The sequence below is a fragment of the Ignavibacteria bacterium genome (assembly GCA_041649015.1).
Taxonomy (GTDB): Bacteria; Bacteroidota; Ignavibacteria; order Tepidaquicellales; family Tepidaquicellaceae; genus CAIKZJ01.
The window spans coordinates 359083-378102 of record JBAZNU010000001.1 but is presented as its reverse complement, the minus strand read 5'-3'; the positions used below and the strand labels follow the sequence as shown (position 1 = coordinate 378102).

The window sequence follows — 19020 nt, the reverse complement described above, 5'->3', positions numbered from 1 at the left end:
GTAGAGATAGCGGAAGAGATAGCGTACAGCGGACGGAAGAGATAGCGTACAGCGTTCAGCGTGCAGCGGACAGAAAGAGCAAGAACAAAGAGATAGCGATTGAGATAGCGTACAGCGTACAGCGGAAAAGATAGCGGACAGCGTACAGCTTACAGCGGACGGGAGAGATAGCGATTGAGATGGCGTACAGCGTACAGAAAGATCAAGAACAAAGAGATAGCGTACAGCGTGCAGCGGACGGCGTGCGGAAAGAGCAAGAACAAAGAGATAGCGTACAGCGTACAGCGTACAGAAAATTAATAAAGTATGCAGGAAAAAATTCATTTTATAGAGATTGAAGAATATGTAAGTTGAATAAAAATCATAATATGGGAAATTTCTTAAGGGGAATATTATTGTTAGTAATTTTTGGAGTAATCATACTTCAATTTATAAAGCCAGAGACAGTTAATCCTGTAGAAAACAGGACAAAATTAATAACGCTGAACCTGCAGGTTCCGGAGAATGTGCAGAGGAAGCTTGAAGAATCTTGTTATGACTGTCATTCTTATCGGACGGACTGGCAATGGTACAGCGAAATCTCTCCGATAGTTTATCTGATAAAGAATGATGTTGAGGAGGGGCGTGAGCACCTGAACTTTTCGCTGTGGGCGGATTATGATAAACAGGAAATGGTAGACCTTCTCGATGAGATTGAAAAGACGGTGAAAAAGGGTGAAATGCCCCTGACGATGTATACACTATTGCATCCTTCCGCCAGGTTATCCGACGAGGAGGCAGAATTAATAACAGAATGGGCGCAAAATTCAAAAAGAATTCTTTCGAAATAAAGAACTGTCTTTAACCACAGAGTTCACAGAGCCCACGGCGTAGCTAGAGCTACAAACAAAATAAAGACAAACACTAAAAAAGAATTTAACCGCAGAGTACCCAGAAAGCGCAGAGAAAACATATTATATTGTTGTTTAATAAATATTTATAGCAAAGGAGACAAAGAAAACTGTTAAGCCTTTTTCTTTTATAAAAGTTTGTTTTTATTACACAGTTTTTAATCATAGTAGCACAGAGGAAAATTATTTTGATTTGTAACGGGGTAACTAATTCAGAAAAGCAGACAACCCTGCTTATAATTACATTTCCGAAATAATTTCAGTCGTTGTAGTAATTTTTGCAAAGCCGTAAGAAAGATTTAGCAAACTCGCGAGATGCATTTCTTCGTTTATGCTTCCCGTAGCATCAGCCGGAAAAAAAACTCTGTAATCCCTGTAATAAGCGTCGCGTGCGGTTGACTCACAGCACATGTTTGTCATTATTCCTGTGATAACAACATCTTCAATCTTTAAAACTCTTAGAACGGTTTCGAGATCGGTATTATAAAAGGAAGAGTACCGATGTTTGTAAACAATCTTCTCGCCTTTCAAGGGGGCGATGGACTTATAAACCTTGCTTTCTTCACTATCTTCGATACACATACCATTCCACCACCATTCCATAATACCGGCGTCTAATTTTTCAGGGTGATGGACATGGCAGGTATAGATTACCGGTCTGGATTTCTCACGAAATATATCTATAAGACTTTTTATGTTCGGCAAGATAACCGGACCTCCGCATGTGAAAGTTGGAGAAGCCGGGTCAAGGAAAAAATTCTGCATATCAATAACAAGCAGTGCAGATTTATCCGAATTAATTTTTAAATCAGATTTATTGTACGGAGAGACTTTCTTCAGCCACTCAGAAGTTTTAGAGTTTAAGGTTTCGGGTGTAATGTAATTGGGCATAATGTTTTTATTATTAAAAGGTGAAAATATATTGACTAAAATATTTAAGCAATGGAGAATTACTTATAAATAAAAATCATTTTAGAAGGAGCATTTTTCTTGTATCGGCATAGTTGAGAGTGCTGCCGTTTATTAATAGTTTGTAAAAGTAAATCCCCGATGACAGTAAGGCAGCGTCGAATGATGATTCATAAGTACCGGGTTTTAGGTGTTCGTTTACGAGCGTTTGGATTTCGCGTCCTTGTACATCATATACCTTAATAGTAATTTTGCTTTCAACTGACAACTGAAAACGGATAACCGTTCCCGCATTGAACGGATTCGGGTAATTCTGATAAAGGTTATACCTATCCGGTATATTTTCCGAAATATTCTTAACCGAAATTACTGACGAAACGGGAATTCTCCAAAGTGATTTACCCGATGTACCGGCGTATACATAATCAGAAAAAACCTTAATACATTTAACGTCGCAGTTAGTACCCCATTGAGGCTGTATTGGTGTAATCAGCACCCAATTAGCACCCTCGTTCGTAGTGACACGTATTTCACCGCCGTTATTCCCATAATATGAAGCAAAAATACTGTTAAGAAATGTATGAACAAAGTAGCTTGCTGAAGAAACGGGATTACTTATCCAGCCCCATGAATTGCCCGAATCAGTAGATTTAAATATTCCCGTCTTAGGTGACCCGTAAAAAACACTTGAGTATATATTGTTGCCTTTCACTGCCAGCGAAAGAGAATATGGAATATTCGTAAATCCATTGTTTATTATTTGCCACGTATCTCCCTGGTCAGTGCTTTTTACGAAACCGTTTCTTTTGGTTGATGCAAAAACTTCCGAGCCAATGTTTGCAAGTGCATATATAGTATCGTTAAAAATAATACCGGAAAGTTTGGTCCAGAAATTCCCGAAGTTTGAAGACCTGTAAATACCGCCGCTTTGAGTACCGGCAAATAGGTTTGCGCCGTTATAGTTTAAAGCAAAAACCACAGAATCATTCAAACCGGTGTTCATCGCCTCCCATACGCCGCTACCATTATTTCTGAAAATGCCTCCGAAAGTTCCTGCGTATATAAAATTCCCTGCATCCGTAAAAGAGTAAACAATCGTATTCCCGAGCATTTCGTTTCTCGGCGACCAGTTTGCACCGAGATTCAAACTCCTGTAAACGCCCCCTCCATGAGTACCCGCGTACATTACATTCCCGGCAGTATGCAAGGCATTAACAGTATGGACGTTTAAACCTGAATTTTTTGGAAACCAAGTACCGCCGTTATCAACAGTTACATACATACCCCCTCCGGCTGAAGCAGCAAACAGATACGTATTATAAACGGCAAATTTATATATCATAAAATCAGTCAGCCCGGTATAAACAGGAACCCATTCATCACCATAGTTAGAAGACCTGTAAACCGCTTTTCCGAACTGGCAAGTGTAAGCATTAGTGCCCTGAGTGGTAACCGAAAAGAAGGGCAGGTTTGTATTAAGACCATTATTAGCCTCACTCCAGGTGCCGCCATTATCGGATGACCTGTATATGCCTTTATCCGTAGCTGCGAGAATAATAAACCCTGCTTTTTTAAGTGAGAAAACCTTTGTATTTGCGGGAATACCCGCGTCATATTTTATCCAGCTTGAACCCGGATGATAAGCAAGGTAAACGCCGTTATTCGTTGCAGCATAAAGTGCTACATCATCCGTAACAATATCATTAACCACAGTGTTTCCGGGAAGGTTAGACTGCGACCAGTTAACGCCGTAGTTCGTTGAGTAAACAATACCCGAATTCGTAATTGTATTTCCGAGTCCGGCATAAATAACTTGATCAATATTGCAAAGAGTATTTATGTTGTATCCGGAATTAAGAAGTGAAAAATTATATCCGTTATCATAAGAGACATAAAAACCGCCGTTGTCAGCAGCCGCGAAAACCATATTCCCAACGACAATAACAGCATTAATTCCGTATTGATATACATTATTCGTTCCTTTAGTCCATGAAGTCCCGAAATCCACCGAAAGATAAACCCCTCTTTGTGTACCGGCATAAACGACACCATCCGACCTTACAAAAAGGCTCTTAATAACACCCCCCTCAAGTCCAGCGGGGGTCCAGTTTAGCTGCGTATAAGCGGAAACCGTCACAAAAAAGACGAGCAAAAACGTAATTAATAACGTATTATATATCTTGCAAAGCATTATATATCCCCAATAATAATTCCACATTAAAATTAAGATAATGAATCAACATATTCAAGTTCCTTTAAATCAGCCAATTCCCAACTCCCCATTAACCATACGCTCTTTCCGTTTTGTCGTAGATTCCCCGTGGCGAACCGCTGCGGATTCACTATTCACTATTCCCTATTCACTATTAACTGCTCTTCCGTCCCTATTCACTATTCACTATTCGCTCGTCACTATTCACTATTCACTGCTCTTCCGTCCCTGCTCTTCCGTCCCTGCTCTTCCGTCACTCGTTACGCGTCACTCGTCACTGCTCTTATGTCACTGCTCTTCCGTCCCTATTCCCTATTAACTATTAACTATTAACTATTAACTGCTCTTATGTCACTGCTCTTCCGTCCCTGCTCTTATGTCCCTGCTCTTCCGTCCCTATTCACTATTCACTATTCACTGCTCTTATGTCCCTGCTCTTCCGTCACTATTCACTGCTCTTCCGTCACTGCTCTTCCGTCCCTATTCACTATTCACTATTTACTATTAACTATTCACTATTCACTGTTCACTGCTCTTATGTCACTGCTCTTCCGTCCCTATTCACTATTCACTATTCACTGCTCTTCCGTCACTGCTCTTAAAAAAGTTTACAAAAAAAGCAAACATTTTTTCCAAAAACACTTCTGGTTGTAATATAATACGTAAGAAACAGTCGTCAAAAATAGGGGGGGACAGGAAAAAAATGAATCGGCATAATATATTATTAAACATCTTAACAAATTATTATGGAGATAAAAAGAGACACAACAATTGAAAACTTAATAAGTCACTATCCGGCTGCGGTTTCCTGCTTTGGAAAACGCAGAATAAATGTATTCGTAAGAGGTGTGGCAGTATTCGGAACTGTGGAATCAATCGCTAGAAAAAAGGGATTTTCCGAAGAAGAAATCGACGAAATGATAAAAGAATTAAATGAAAAATACAGACATAGAGGAAAAATATAAGATGTCTTGTCCAGAGTCACTCGTCACTCGTCACTGCTCTTCCGTCACTGCTCTTCCGTCACTCGTCACTATTCACTATTCACTCCTGTTTTCCGCAAGCTATCCACCGACAAAAATAAGCACATATATTATTAGTAGTTTATAATTTTAATCTTGCGGTTTTGGGTGTCCCATGGCTATCTTTGCGTATGTTTGTAAGGAAAAAACAAAATAAAAGCGGTAGTGTTAGCATTCAAATTATTTCTAAAACCTCGGGTAAGTACAAAGTATTTAAAACTATCGGTAGTTCCATCTATCCTGAACAAATTGAAAAATATTATGTACAGGCAAAAAATGAGATAAATAAACTTTGTAATCAATTAAGTTTTATAGTTGAAGAAAAGGATGCTTTAATAGAAAGTTTTTTAGACAGCATATCAAACTCGCAGATAGAGGTTATTGGTCCTGAGATGGTGTTTGGTCGCATATTTGATTACATAGGTTATGGGACAATTCAAGAACCGTTATTCAGACACTTAGTTATTACAAGATTAGTATATCCTGGTAGTAAATTAAAAACGATAGAATATCTCCAACGATATCAGAATTTGGAGATATCAATAGACAGCATATATCGTTTTTTGGATACACTTCAAAGCAAATTGAAAGAACAGGTAGAAAACATTTCTTTTGCAAGAACAAAGAAGATACTTGGAGGAAGAATAGAAATAATTTTCTATGACATGACGACATTATATTTTGAGGCATCGGACGAAGATGATCTTCGAAAAACAGGTTTTTCAAAAGATGGGAAGCATCAATGTCCACAAATTTATTTAGGACTATTAGTAGCAAAAGATGGATATGCGATCGGGTATGATATCTTTGAGGGCAATATAAGCGAAGGTCATACGTTAATCCCAATGATAAGACAATTTGAAAAACGATTTAAATTAAACAAACCTATTGTAATAGCAGACTCGGGATTATTGTCAAAAGACAACATAAAAAGTTTAGAAGATAACGAATATGAATACATAATAGGTGCAAGAGTAAAGAATGAGACGGAAAATATAAAAGAAAAAATATTATCACTTAATCTGACAAATGGCAAACCGGTCAGTATAAAAAAGGATAACAATTTATCATTAATAGTAAGTTATTCATCAAGCAGGGCATCAAAAGATTTTAAAAATCGTACACGAGGGTTACAGCGATTAGAGAAGAATGTTGCATCTGGAAAACTTACCAAGAATAATATTAACAATCGTGGATACAACAAATATTTAAAGTTAGATGGTGAAATTAAAGTAACAATAGACAGAGAGAAGTTTGATGCAGATAATAAATGGGACGGAATAAAAGGTTATGTAACGAACACAAAATTAAATCCTGAAGTTGTAATATCAAATTACAAACATCTTTGGCAAATAGAGAAAGCATTTAGAATATCAAAAACAGATTTAAGAATACGGCCTATATATCATCATTTAAGAAAAAGAATCGAAGCACATATTTGTATTTCATTTGTTGCCTACGGAGTATACATGGATTTAGAAAGAGTACTGAAACTCTCTGCAGCAGGATTTTCAGTCAAGAAAGCTTCAGAGATGACACAAAACATGTATCAGATTAAATATGTCCTTCCCAAATCATTAAGAGAAGTAACAAAAACATTGAAAATGGATGATAATCAAAGAAAATTGACAAAAATCATAAACCAATATTTCTAGGGTGTCCCATCGCTTAAAACAGGAAAAAAGGGATTTTCCGAAGAAGAAATCGACGAAATGATAAAAGAATTAAATGAAAAATACAGACATAGAGGAAAAATATAAGATGTCTTGTCCAGAGTCACTCGTCACTCGTCACTGCTCTTCCGTCACTGCTCTTCCGTCACTCGTCACTATTCACTATTCACTCGTCACTATTCACTATTCACTATTCACTGCTCTTCCGTCACTGCTCTTCCGTCACTCGTTACGCGTCACTCGTCACTGCTCTTATGTCACTGCTCTTCCGTCACTATTCCCTATTCCCTATTCCCTATTCACTATTCACTATTCACTATTCACTGTTCACTGCTCACTGCTCTTCCGTCACTATTCACTATTCACTATTCACTATTCACTATTCACTATTTACTGCTCTTCCATCCAATTTTCGGGACAAAAAGAGTATTTTGAAATTTATAAACAAATATTTATATTTAACATGATAGAATTAAAAATTTTTAATTATTTTAAAAATGTTCCTTGTTTTTTGTTTTTAAGAACAACATATTTAGAGTTATACAAATTTTAATATATTTTTTATATTGCAAAAATATTTCATCCAAAATGTGACTGAAACAGCGGAGCTATGTTCATTCAGCCGTAGCTGAGAGCCGGTAAAAGCGAAAAGATATGGAAAGAAAAAGTATTAAAATAGAGGAGTTTTCGAAGCATTTGTTCTGGGATACTGACAGGGGTTTACTTGATTTTGAAAAGAACAGGAGCTATATAATCAAGCAGGTGCTGGAGTATGGAATGAAAGAAGACTGGGAAAAGATAAAGGATTATTACGGTATAGAGAAAATTGGTGAAACGGCGAAAATGTTTCGCGAACTTGAACCTAAAGCTTTATCTTTTATTTCACTTTTATCCGGGATTGCAAAAGAAAAATTCAGATGTTACACTACTTTAAAAAGCATGTTCAGGGAAATACTAACTGAAAATCAGATAAGGTTTTTACCTTTGATAGAAAGTTTTGCTTGAAGAAACGGTGAAGGGTTTTTAGAAGAAACAGCGGATGTATGTCAGATAAAGGCATTGCATTACACAATGGACACCGCAAGTCAATAGGTTTTGATCTTTTAAATAGAGTATGATTCGTCATTATGTTCATCTTTTTAGCAAACGTTATTGATTACAAATTATAAGATGGAAACAAAATTAATATTAAAACAAATCGGTAAATTGTCTTTTGAAGATAAAATGCTGATAATAGAGAAAACCCTAAAGTTTATAAGAGAAAAAGATATAAAAGAAGGAATTGCAAAAGCTGTTTCTGAAATGATTAGTGAGTATAAAACAAACAAAGATCTAACAGCGTTTACCGAAATTGATTTTGAAAATTTCTATGAAGCAAGGTGAGAAAGTGAATAGGTGAGAAAGTGAGTAATAGCTTATAACTCACAGCTGGTAGGAAGAGATTATAGCGTGGTTTCAGCAATAACTATTTAAAGATGAATAACAATAAGAACAATAGGATGAATAAAAATGAAGAAGTAACTTTGGTCAGGAAGAAAGAAGATTTTAGGAGCCGGGGAATAAAGAGCGGGAGCGTCAATAATTTTGGAGTTACTGAAATTTTGAGAAATATATTTATGGAGATGAACAAAACGGAGAAAAGCATTGCCAAAAGGATGGACAAAAGTATATGCAGAAGAAGGAAACAGCAAAGAGTAATAAAATAGAGTTCTCGAAAGATTTTCTTGATTTTTTTGTTTTATTAAACGAGAATAAAGTTGAATACATGCTGATAGGCGGATATGCTGTCTCTTTTTATGGTTATCCGAGATTTACAGGTGACATTGATATATGGATAAATAATACGAAAAGGAATGCAGAAAAAGTTTTAAAATCAATGAGCGAGTTTGGAATTCCCGTAAAGAAAATAAAGATTGAAGATTTAACATCTAATGAACCGATGAACGGATTATATTTTGGAAAAGAGCCATTTAGGATAGACATCATAACTGCTTTGGAAGAGTTAAGTTTTAAGGAATCTTATAAATCATTAAAAAAGATTAAAGTTAATAAAGTTACTATTAAAGTTATTTCTAAAACTGATTTAATAAAAAATAAGATTAAATCAGGAAGACATAAAGATTTAGCGGATGTAGAGGAGTTGAAGAGAAAGTGATCCGCCACGGCGGACGTTCTCCGCGGCGAATCTTCGACACAGAACGCGGAAGGTGGGGAATAGCTGATAGCTGATGGCTCAACATTTCTGGCTATAAAAAGCTTAACCTATTTTGAAGATGCAGAAACCGATGAGATGCCGGTATTAACAAAACTGGTTAGCTGGGAAGAGATTAAAAATATGATTCGGCATGCAGTTGCTAAGTGGTAGGTGGCAGCATCAATTCCAGGCAGCCAAGTAAAGAAAATATTTGTAAGTTATTACCAGCTGATTCGCTACGAGCTACCAGCTACGAGCCACCAGCTACCAGCTACGAGCCACCAGCCACCAGCTACCAGCTACGAGCTACGAGCTATGAGCTATGAGCTATGAGCTAACAACTAACAAGTAACAACAAACAACAAACAACAAACAACTAACAATAAGCACCAGACCAAAAAAATTTGTAAGTTAGAACATGGGGAATGAATTAGAGATTATTAGTATAGAAAAAATCGAGAATCTTATCGTCGAAATAAGAGATGAAAAAGTAATTCTTGACAGCGATGTTGCAACGATTTATAATGTTGAAACTCGTGACATTAACAAGGCTGTTAAAAATAATCAAGATAAATTTCCAGCCGGATATGTAATTGAATTGACAAAAGATGAACTCGCTTTCTTGCGGGGGAAATTTTCCACCGCAAAATTTTCGAAAACGAGAGTATTACCAAAAGCCTTTTCGGAAAAAGGTCTTTATATGCTAGCAACAATAATAAAGAGTAAAGCTGCTACAAAAACCACATTAGCAATTATTGAAACTTTCGCGAAGATAAGAGAATTATCAAGGAATATAAAAGACTTATCAGTAATAGAAGATGAGGTTAAGAAGGACAGCTTGCTAAAAAAGAGCGGTAAAATAATAGCTGAAATACTTGAAGACGATATGAAAATTACAGACACGGAAACATTTATAGAAGTAAATTTTGCTGTCTTAAAATTCAGGCATACGATAAAGAAGAAAAAATAGTAAAAATTGTCGGCATAAGAGCTATCAACTAACAACTATTAACTAACAACTATTAACTAACAACTAACAACTATCAGCTTTCAACTAACAACTATCAACATATTATTTTTGAAGAAAACGATGTCTTTATAGCTAAAGTCCCTTTAAGTGATGCTATTTACAACAATGACGACCTTACCGGCAAACCTGAGAAGCGGATAAATGAGCGGATAAATGAGCGGATAGGTGAGGAAATAAATGGGGAAATAAATGAGGAAATAAATGAGGAAATAAAAAGAGTATTACACCTGATCTTGAAAAATGGAGTTATTTGAAGCCACAAAACAAAACGTAAGTCTTCATATAAAAAATGTTTTCAGAGAAGGAGAACTTGATCAAAGTTCAACTGTCAAGGAATACTTGACAGTTCAATCCGAAGGGATAAGAAAGATTAAAAGGAAAGTTTTGTATTATAACCTGGATGTGATTTTCATAAACTAAAAACAAAAAACTGAAACCGATAACTGAAAACGGAAAAAGTAGTATGACAAAGACACATAAAGACCTGGAAGTCTGGAAGCAAAGTATTGGTTTTGTTACGGATATTTACAAATTAACAGGAAATTTCCCAAAAGAAGAAATATACGGCATTACAAGCCAGATGCGAAGAGCAGCAGTATCAATACCCTCAAATATCGCTGAAGGTGCTACATGAATGCACGAGAAAGAGTTTTTGCAGTTTTTAAACATTGCACTTGGAAGTACTTCAGAATTAGAAACCCAATTAATAATCAGCAATAATATAAAATATATCAACACAGATCAAATGAATACTATTCTTGACAAGCTGAATAACATTCGCAAAATGATAATAGGTCTAAAAAAATCTCTTAACAAATGACAATTAACTATTAACTATTAACTATTAACTATTAACTATTAACTATTAACTGCTCTAACTATTAACTATTTTTCAAGATGGAAACAAAATTAATATTAAAACAAATCGGTAAGTTACCTTTTGAAGATAAAATGCTGATAATAGAGAAAACCTTGAAATTCATTAGAGAAAAAGAAGTAAAAGAAAGAATCACAAAAGCTGTTTCTGAAATGATAAATGAGTACAAATCTAACAAAGAACTAACAGCATTTACCGAAATTGATTTTGAGAATTTCTATGAAGCAAGGTGAGATTTGGCTCATAAATCTTGATCCTACTATCGGCGCCGAGATAAGAAAAACCAGACCCGCAGTTATAGTAAATGACAATGCTTTTGGTCGTTTACCTTTAAAAATCATTGTTCCGATCACAGATTGGAAAGAGAAATATAGTGTTGTACCTTGGATGGTCAAAGTTGAGCCTGATAATGTAAATCATCTTAATAAAATTTCATCAGCAGATTGCTTTCAGGTTCGCTCAATATCAGAACTGAGGTTTGTTAAGCAAATCGGAATAGTAAACAAAGAAGTATTTGAGCAAATAAAAGACGGGCTTGCAAAGGTTTTAAACATTGACACTATTTATTAGATGCTATCTATTTTATAATTGGTATTTCAAGTAGGCAATTTACAACTTACAGTTCACTATTTACTGTTCACAGTTTTGAGCCATCAACTAACAACTACCAGCCACCAGCTAAAAATGAACAAACCCGAAATTAAAGAATTCATACGCAGCAACAGTTCGCTTTTCTGGTACACGCCCGAAGATAAAAAAGAGGAAATAAGCAGCGAATTACTTGTGGAGACGATTTTAAATTACGGGGACTTAAAAGACATAAAAAATCTTATCAATATTATGGGACTTGATAAGTTATCTGAAGTGTTTCATGGCTTGCATGGGCGAAAAAAATTAAACTACTACCCCGAAATCTATAATTATTTTTCAATGCTTATTAAAAGATATGCACACCCAGGTGTTTAGCCAAAATCAAGTTGAAATTCTGCCGCTTGTTAAACAATTTAAAAGAGAATATTACCTTGTTGGAGGTACAGCTATTGCATTACACATCGGACACCGCAGGTCAATAGATTTTGACCTTTTCAAACACAGCAGGATCAATCATCAAAATGTTATTGAGAAAATAGAACGCTTTGGTTGTGAATATACCGTTACCAGAAGAGTAACCGAACAATTAAACGTGAATATAAACAATGTTAAATTTACATTTTATCAATACCCTTTTAAAATAAGTGCAGCCGAAAAATTGAAAGATATCCTTCGAATGCCAAATCTTTTAGACCTTGCCGCAATGAAAGCTTATGCTATGGGAAGAAGGTCGAAGTGGAAAGATTATATAGACATCTATTTCTTTCTTAAAGATTATTTTTCTATAAAACAAATTTCTGAAAGGGCTAATGAACTTTATGGACAGCTTTTTTCCGAGAAATTATATCGGGCGCAAATCTGCTATTTTGACGACATCGATTACAGTGAACCCGTCGAATTTTTAAAGCAGCCGGTACCCGACCATGAAATAAAAGATTTCCTTATTGATAAAGCAACCGACATTTTTGAAAAACCGTAAACAGTGAACCGTGAGCAGTAAACAGTGAACCGTGAGCAGTAAACAGTGAACAGTGAGCAGTAAACAGTGAACCGTGAGCAGTAAACAGTGAACCGTGAGCAGTAAACAGTAAACAGTAAACAGTGAGCAGTAAACAGTGAACCGTGAGCAGTAAACAGTGAAGAGCAGTAAACAGTAAACAGTAAACAGTGAACCGTGAGCAGTAAACAGTAAGCAGTAAACAGTGAAGAGCAGTAAACAGTAAACAGTAAACAGTGAACCGTGAGCAGTAAACAGTGAACAGTGAACAGTAAACAGTAAGCAGTAAACAGTGAACCGTGAGCAGTGAACAGTGAACAGTAAATAGAAGCAAAAAGAGCATAAAAACAAAGCAAATAGCAAAACATGGAAAACATAAAAACACACAAAGACCTGGAAGTCTGGAAAAAGAGCATTGATTTAGTATCAGAAATATATGAAATTACTAAAAGTTTTCCAAAAGAAGAAATATACGGACTAACTAATCAGATAAGAAGGTCAGCAGTATCAATACCATCTAATATCGCTGAAGGGGCAGGAAGAAATCATGATAAAGAGTTCATACAATTTTTGTATATAGCGATGGGAAGCAGTTCAGAACTTGAAACGCAGATTTTTATCTGTAAGAACCTGAAATAAATGGGTGAAGAACAAATGAACACAATACTTGAAAAGTTGTATGATATCAGGAAAATGCTTTCTGGTCTTTTAAAAGCCGTAAGCCGTAAGCTGTAAGCAGTAAGCGGTAACAGCTCACAGTTCACAGTTCTTAAAACTATCAACTATCAACTATCAAATAAAATTAATATATTTAACAAATTTTAAAGAAACAAATAATATATATAGTGAATAATCAAAAATCACAAACTCATTCATTTTTAAATTTTTTAAGCTTTCACAGCTCACAACTCACTGTTTACTATTCACTGTTTTTACAGTTCTTCCGTTTACTGTTTACAGCTTACAGTTCACAGTTCACAAAACAATTAACTATTAACGAATAAAAATGCACTACCTAGTCACCGGCGGCGCCGGCTTCATCGGCAGCAATATAGTGGAGGAATTGCTGAAACGCGGCGAAAAAGTACGCGTTCTAGATAATTTCTCAACGGGAAAAAGGGAAAACCTGAAAGAATTCGGGAAGGATGTAGAGCTGATTGAGGGGGATATAAGGAGTTATCATATTGTGAAGCAGGCAGTAGCCGGAATTGATGTTGTGCTTCATCAGGCAGCATTGCCGTCCGTGCCGAGGTCGATTAACGACCCTATAACTTCAAACGAAGTGAACGTCGGCGGAACACTGAACATGCTCGATGCCTCAAAAGAAGCAGGAGTGAAAAGGTTTGTGTTTGCGTCGTCATCGTCAATATACGGCGATACACCAGAACTGCCGAAACACGAAGGAATGACGCCGAATCCGTTATCGCCTTATGCGGTAAGCAAGCTTGCAGGAGAGAAATATTGCAGAGTATTTGCAAAGGTGTACGGACTTCATACCGTTGCACTAAGATACTTCAACGTATTCGGACCAAGGCAGGACCCGAATTCCCAGTATTCCGCAGTAATTCCGAAGTTCATAAAAATGATATCAAATGACGAAAGACCTACTATTTACGGAGACGGCAAGCAGACAAGAGATTTTACTTATGTCGCAAACGTTGTCGAAGCAAATCTTCTTGCAGCAACAAAAGAATGCGAGCCGGGACTCGTAATGAACGCCGCCTGTAACGACCAAATAGAGCTAAACTATCTCGTTGAACAAATAAACACATTACTCGGAAAGAATATAAAACCACAATACGTCGAAAGAAGAAAAGGCGACATCGAGCATTCCTTCGCCAACATTTCTCTTATTGAGAAGGTGTTTAGCTGGCGACCGAGCGTTAGTTTTGATCAGGGGTTAGCTTTGCTCGTAATGCGTAACACGTAACGCGTAACACGTGACACGTAACCCGTGACGCGTAACCCGTGACACGTAACCCGTGACGCGTAACCCGTGACCTTAAGAACAGTGACGCGTAACCCGTGACGCGTAACCCGTGACACGTAACCCGTGACGCGTAACCCGTGACTTTAAGAACAGTGACACGTAACCCGTGACGCGTAACCCGTGACGCGTAACCCGTGAAGCGTAACCCGTGACGCGTGACACGTGACGATTGACGAGAAACACGTGACACGTAACACGTGAAACGATTCACGGCTCTTACAGTCACGGCTCTCACAATATATACAATCAAGATTATTTGAATGTTAGGAAAATAAATAGGATTATAAAACAAGGAGAAGGCATCTCAGTCGAATTTAAAAGAGCGAAAGAAGACCTTCCGTCAAATTTATTTGAAACTGTATGTGCATTCCTTAATCGAAATGGGGGGTCAATTTTATTAGGCATAAAAGACGACAAAACAATAGAGGGAATAATCCCGGAAAAGACAGAAAAGTTATGTAAAGACATTGTAAACCTAAGCAATAATCCACAAAAACTTTCCCCTGTATTTCTCTTGAATGCCGAAATTATAAAATACAAAGATAAAACATTGATACATATATATGTTCCTATCTCATCGCAGGTACATAAATGTAACAGCAAAATATTTGACCGCGGAATGGATGGAGACTTTGAAATTACATCAAGTGAACAGATAAAGAACTTATATTTAAACAAAAATTCATTGTATTCTGAAAACACTATATACCCTTTTCTCTTCACTTCTGATTTCGCTGAAGGTATTGTTGACAGAGTCAGGAAAATAATCAAAATCCAACGACCTGAGCATCCATGGAACGAATTGAACAATGATGAGTTTTTCAGGACTGCCGGACTTTTTAGAAAAGATATGGCTACGGGTTTAGAAGGATTCACAATGTCAGCATTATTGCTTTTCGGGAAACCCGAAACAATAAACAGTGTTTTACCTCATTATAAAATAGACGTGCTTTTACGAGTAAGGGATATCGAGCGTTATGATGACCGTGAAAACATCCGCTGTAATTTAATAGAAGCATATGATAAAATGATGAACTTTATTGCAAAGCATTTACCCGACAGATTTTATCTTGAAGGGACACAGAGGATTTCACTTAGAGATACCATTTTCAGAGAAGTGATTGTTAATTTATTAATTCACAGGGAATACACTAATGCTTTTCCCTCAACTTTTACAATTTACCACAACAGAGTGGAAGTTAAAAATGCCAATAAACCACACAGTTATGGACAAATAAATCTTTCCAATTTAGAACCATTTCCTAAAAACCCACATATAGCGCAGTTCTTTACCCAAATGGGACGTTCAGAAGAATTGGGAACAGGGATAAGAAAAGTTTACAAATACTCTAAAGCATACTCGGGTAGCGAAGATATTGAGTTTTTAGAACAGGATATATTTATAACAAGAGTACCATTAGGGAAGCGTTTTTTTGAAACCAAACAAGTAAATGACGGATTAAATGACGGATTAAATGACGGATTAAATGACGGATTAAATGACGGATTAAATGACCGCCAAATTCAAACCCTTAAACTTATAAACGAAAATCCCGGAGTACAAATTAAACGTATAGCAGAAGAAACAAAAATACCAATTGATACTCTAGACAGATATATAAAATATTTTGTAGCAAAAAAATTAATCGAGCGGCGAGGTAGTAAAAAAGCTGGAGGATATTATCTGATAGCTGATAAGAACCGTAACCCGTAACGCGTAACCCGTGACGCGTGACACGCAATGCGTAACACTTAACACGTGACACGTAACACGTAACACGTGACGAGTGACATGTGACACGTAATGCGTAACAAGTGACACGTGACACGTAATGCGTAACAAGTAACAAGTAACACGTGACAAGTAACAAGTAACCCGTAACATGTAACACGTAACACGTAATCCGTAACACGTAACCCGTAACAAGTAATAGGAAGAATAAAGAATGGAAAAAATAAGAACACATAAAGATCTGGATGTCTGGAAAAAAAGCATTGATTTAGTAGCCGAAATATATGAAATTACTAAAAGTTTCCCGAAAGAGGAAATTTATGGTATAACAAACCAGATAAGAAGGGCAGCAGTATCAATACCCTCAAATATCGCTGAAGGGGCAGGAAGAAATCATGATAAAGAGTTCATTCAGTTTTTGTATATAGCAATGGGAAGCAGTTCAGAGCTCGAAACGCAGATTTTTATCTGTAAGAACCTGAAATACATCGGTGAAGAACAAATGAACACAATTCTTGAAAAGTTGTATGATATCAGGAAGATGCTTTCCGGTCTTTTGAAATCAGTAATCAGTAAACAATGAACAGTTCACAGCTCACAGCTCACAGTTTACAGTTTACAGCTCTTACAGCTCACAGCTCACAGTTTACAGCTCTTACAGCTCACAGTTCACAGCTCACAGCTCTTACAGCTCACAGTTCACTGTTTTCACGGTTCTCACAGTTTACAGCTTACAGTTCACAGTTCACAGTTTACGGTTCTCACAGTTCACAGTTTACAGTTTACGGTTCTTTCGTCACAGTTCACAGTTCACAGTTTACAAAACAATTTACAATTAACTATTAACGAATAAAAATGCACTACCTAGTCACCGGCGGCGCTGGCTTCATCGGCAGCAACATCGTAGAGGAATTACTCAAACGCGGCGAAAAAGTCCGGGTTCTTGACAATTTTTCAACGGGTAAGAGGGAAAATTTGAAAGAATTCGGGAAGGATGTCGAACTTATTGAAGGGGACATCAGAAGCTACCATATCGTTAAGCAGGCGGTGGCGGGAATTGATGTAGTACTTCATCAGGCAGCATTGCCGTCTGTTCCTCGTTCAATAAATGACCCGATTACTTCAAACGAAGTGAATGTCGGCGGAACACTGAACATGCTTGATGCCTCAAAAGAAGCAGGAGTGAAAAGGTTTGTTTTTGCGTCGTCATCGTCAATTTACGGCGATACACCCGAACTGCCGAAACACGAAGGAATGACGCCGAATCCGTTATCGCCTTATGCTGTCAGCAAACTTGCAGGAGAGAAATACTGCAGAGTATTTGCGAAGGTGTACGGACTTCATACCGTTGCACTTAGATACTTCAACGTATTCGGACCAAGGCAGGACCCGAATTCCCAGTATTCCGCAGTAATCCCGAAGTTCATAAAAATGATTTCCAATGACGAAAGACCGGCTATCTACGGAGACGGCAAGCAGACAAGAGATTTTACGTATGTTGCAAACGTCGTCGAAGCAAATCTTCTTGCAGCCACAAAAGAATGCGAGCCGGGACTCTTAATGAACGCCGCCTGTCACGACCAGATAGAGCTGAACTATCTTGTTGAACAAATAAACACTTTACTTGGAAAAAATGTAAAACCCTTATATGTTGAAAGAAGAAAAGGCGACATAGAGCATTCCTTCGCGAACATTTCTTTAATCAGTAAAACCTTTGGCTGGGAACCGTGTGTTAGTTTTGATCAGGGACTTAGAAAGCTTGTAGCTCAAGGCTGATAAGAAAAGAGACAGAATGGCGGAAAGCAGAAAGAAATATAGAGACAAAGTCCTGGTTACGGGTGCAGCGGGGTTTATAGGTTATCATTTAGTAGAGAGGCTTGTCAATGAAGAGTACAATGTTGTTGGACTTGATAATATAAATGATTATTACGATGTTAATTTAAAATACGCAAGGCTTTTAGAAAAAGGGATTGAAAAGAAGAATATTACAGAGAACAGGATAATAAAAAGTAATAAATACGATAATTACAGATTTACAAAGATAGATATATCAGGCAAAAAGGCTTTATTTAAGTTATTTGAGAATGAAGAATTTAATTATGTAGTAAATCTTGCTGCACAACCTGGGGTAAGGTATTCAATAACGAATCCTGATGTTTATGTACAGAGTAATTTAGTTGGTTTTGCAAACATTCTGGAAGCCTGCAGGCATAATGGTATTGAACATCTTGTGTATGCGAGCACATCAAGTGTTTATGGGCTCAATACAAAAATGCCTCTTTCGACGAGAGATAACGCAGATCATCCGATAAGCTTGTACGCAGCAACCAAAAAGGCAAATGAGTTAATGGCACATACATACAGTTATTTGTACAATTTACCAACGACCGGATTAAGGTTTTTTACAGTTTACGGACCATGGGGAAGACCGGATATGGCGATTTTTAAATTTGCAAAAGCTATTGTTAACGAAGAAGAAATTGAGGTCTATAACTACGGAAAAATGAAAAGAGATTTTACGTACATTGATGATATAATTGAAGGGGTGATAAAAGTTATGACAAGAATACCAAAGCGGAAAAAGAAAACAGAAAAAATTTATCCTTCAAATTCAATTGCACCTTATAAAATTTACAATATTGGGAACTCTCAGCCTGTTGAATTAAAGTATTTTATTAAGGTTTTAGAGCACAGCATGAGGAAAAAAGCTAAAAAGAAATACTTGCCATTACAAGCGGGAGATGTATTGCAGACAAATGCAGACGTTATTGACTTAGAAAAAGAGATTGGATTTAAGCCAAGAATTTCATTGGAAGAAGGTATTAGTAAATTTATTAGCTGGTACAAAGGTTATTACAGTGTTGAACGGTGATAAGGTCTTTAGTGATTTTATATTTTTAATA

The 19020-nt window shown here is 36.7% G+C and carries 22 protein-coding genes and 1 pseudogene; 21 read left to right on the top strand and 2 right to left on the bottom strand.

Annotated features, from left to right (window positions below; all coding sequences use genetic code 11):
* Window positions 1–179 precede the first annotated feature (179 nt).
* Together WC644_01605 and WC644_01600 are read left to right on the top strand one after the other, a co-directional pair.
* Window positions 180–338: a hypothetical protein gene (locus WC644_01605; protein MFA5010623.1), complete on the top strand. Its 159-nt coding sequence runs from the start codon at window positions 180–182 to the stop codon at window positions 336–338.
* Window positions 339–368: 30 nt separating this feature from the next.
* A complete protein-coding gene (locus WC644_01600) occupies window positions 369–830 on the top strand; it encodes a heme-binding domain-containing protein (protein ID MFA5010622.1) in 462 nt (153 codons plus the stop codon).
* Window positions 831–1130: 300 nt separating this feature from the next.
* Here WC644_01600 and WC644_01595 read toward each other — a convergent pair whose 3' ends face one another.
* Together WC644_01595 and WC644_01590 are read right to left on the bottom strand one after the other, a co-directional pair.
* A complete protein-coding gene (locus WC644_01595) occupies window positions 1131–1781 on the bottom strand; it encodes an isochorismatase family cysteine hydrolase (GenBank protein MFA5010621.1) in 651 nt (216 codons plus the stop codon).
* Between the two features lie 76 nt (window positions 1782–1857).
* The gene (locus WC644_01590) at window positions 1858–3951 is read right to left on the bottom strand and encodes a T9SS type A sorting domain-containing protein (protein ID MFA5010620.1); all 2094 of its coding nucleotides are present in this window, start codon (window positions 3949–3951) and stop codon (window positions 1858–1860) included.
* A gap of 806 nt (window positions 3952–4757) precedes the next feature.
* Here WC644_01590 and WC644_01585 point away from each other — a divergent pair.
* The 19 genes and pseudogenes from WC644_01585 to WC644_01495 all read left to right on the top strand — a co-directional run bounded on the left by WC644_01585 (window position 4758) and on the right by WC644_01495 (window position 18989).
* Window positions 4758–4976: a DUF1858 domain-containing protein gene (locus tag WC644_01585; protein ID MFA5010619.1), complete on the top strand. Its 219-nt coding sequence runs from the start codon at window positions 4758–4760 to the stop codon at window positions 4974–4976.
* 188 nt (window positions 4977–5164) lie between these two features.
* Window positions 5165–6688 (top strand): IS1634 family transposase, encoded by a 1524-nt coding sequence (locus WC644_01580; GenBank protein MFA5010618.1) that lies wholly within the window; start codon window positions 5165–5167, stop codon window positions 6686–6688.
* Between the two features lie 672 nt (window positions 6689–7360).
* A complete protein-coding gene (locus WC644_01575) occupies window positions 7361–7711 on the top strand; it encodes a hypothetical protein (protein ID MFA5010617.1) in 351 nt (116 codons plus the stop codon).
* A gap of 165 nt (window positions 7712–7876) precedes the next feature.
* Window positions 7877–8089: a hypothetical protein gene (locus WC644_01570; protein MFA5010616.1), complete on the top strand. Its 213-nt coding sequence runs from the start codon at window positions 7877–7879 to the stop codon at window positions 8087–8089.
* A 116-nt stretch (window positions 8090–8205) separates the two neighbouring features.
* A complete protein-coding gene (locus WC644_01565) occupies window positions 8206–8412 on the top strand; it encodes a hypothetical protein (protein MFA5010615.1) in 207 nt (68 codons plus the stop codon).
* Window positions 8376–8861 (top strand): nucleotidyltransferase, encoded by a 486-nt coding sequence (locus WC644_01560; GenBank protein MFA5010614.1) that lies wholly within the window; start codon window positions 8376–8378, stop codon window positions 8859–8861. The genes WC644_01565 and WC644_01560 overlap by 37 nt, the downstream gene beginning before the upstream one ends.
* A 457-nt stretch (window positions 8862–9318) precedes the next feature.
* Entirely contained in the window at window positions 9319–9870 is a 552-nt protein-coding gene (locus WC644_01555; protein MFA5010613.1) for an ORF6N domain-containing protein, read from the top strand.
* A 523-nt stretch (window positions 9871–10393) separates the two neighbouring features.
* Window positions 10394–10750: pseudogene (locus tag WC644_01550) on the top strand (four helix bundle protein).
* Between the two features lie 77 nt (window positions 10751–10827).
* Window positions 10828–11040: a hypothetical protein gene (locus WC644_01545; protein ID MFA5010612.1), complete on the top strand. Its 213-nt coding sequence runs from the start codon at window positions 10828–10830 to the stop codon at window positions 11038–11040.
* The gene (locus WC644_01540) at window positions 11027–11377 is read left to right on the top strand and encodes a type II toxin-antitoxin system PemK/MazF family toxin (GenBank protein MFA5010611.1); all 351 of its coding nucleotides are present in this window, start codon (window positions 11027–11029) and stop codon (window positions 11375–11377) included. The genes WC644_01545 and WC644_01540 overlap by 14 nt, the downstream gene beginning before the upstream one ends.
* A 75-nt stretch (window positions 11378–11452) precedes the next feature.
* On the top strand, window positions 11453–11773 hold the full coding sequence (locus WC644_01535; GenBank protein MFA5010610.1) for a hypothetical protein: 321 nt from the start codon (window positions 11453–11455) through the stop codon (window positions 11771–11773).
* On the top strand, window positions 11754–12377 hold the full coding sequence (locus WC644_01530; protein MFA5010609.1) for a nucleotidyl transferase AbiEii/AbiGii toxin family protein: 624 nt from the start codon (window positions 11754–11756) through the stop codon (window positions 12375–12377). Before WC644_01535 ends, WC644_01530 begins: the two co-directional genes overlap by 20 nt.
* Window positions 12378–12761: 384 nt before the next feature.
* Window positions 12762–13034, top strand: a complete 273-nt coding sequence (locus tag WC644_01525) for a four helix bundle protein (GenBank protein MFA5010608.1) — start codon at window positions 12762–12764, stop codon at window positions 13032–13034.
* Window positions 13035–13401: 367 nt separating this feature from the next.
* Window positions 13402–14325 carry an SDR family oxidoreductase gene (locus tag WC644_01520; protein ID MFA5010607.1) on the top strand — a complete coding sequence of 308 codons (924 nt, stop codon included), beginning with the start codon at window positions 13402–13404 and terminating at the stop codon, window positions 14323–14325.
* A gap of 316 nt (window positions 14326–14641) precedes the next feature.
* A complete protein-coding gene (locus WC644_01515) occupies window positions 14642–16099 on the top strand; it encodes an RNA-binding domain-containing protein (GenBank protein ID MFA5010606.1) in 1458 nt (485 codons plus the stop codon).
* Between the two features lie 232 nt (window positions 16100–16331).
* Window positions 16332–16700, top strand: a complete 369-nt coding sequence (locus WC644_01510; protein MFA5010605.1) for a four helix bundle protein — start codon at window positions 16332–16334, stop codon at window positions 16698–16700.
* The gene (locus WC644_01505; protein MFA5010604.1) at window positions 16697–16963 is read left to right on the top strand and encodes a hypothetical protein; all 267 of its coding nucleotides are present in this window, start codon (window positions 16697–16699) and stop codon (window positions 16961–16963) included. Before WC644_01510 ends, WC644_01505 begins: the two co-directional genes overlap by 4 nt.
* Before the next feature lie 9 nt (window positions 16964–16972).
* On the top strand, window positions 16973–17893 hold the full coding sequence (locus WC644_01500) for an SDR family oxidoreductase (GenBank protein MFA5010603.1): 921 nt from the start codon (window positions 16973–16975) through the stop codon (window positions 17891–17893).
* A 16-nt stretch (window positions 17894–17909) separates the two neighbouring features.
* Complete coding sequence (locus tag WC644_01495; GenBank protein ID MFA5010602.1) at window positions 17910–18989, top strand: NAD-dependent epimerase/dehydratase family protein; 1080 nt, start codon at window positions 17910–17912, stop codon at window positions 18987–18989.
* Window positions 18990–19020: the final 31 nt, after the last annotated feature.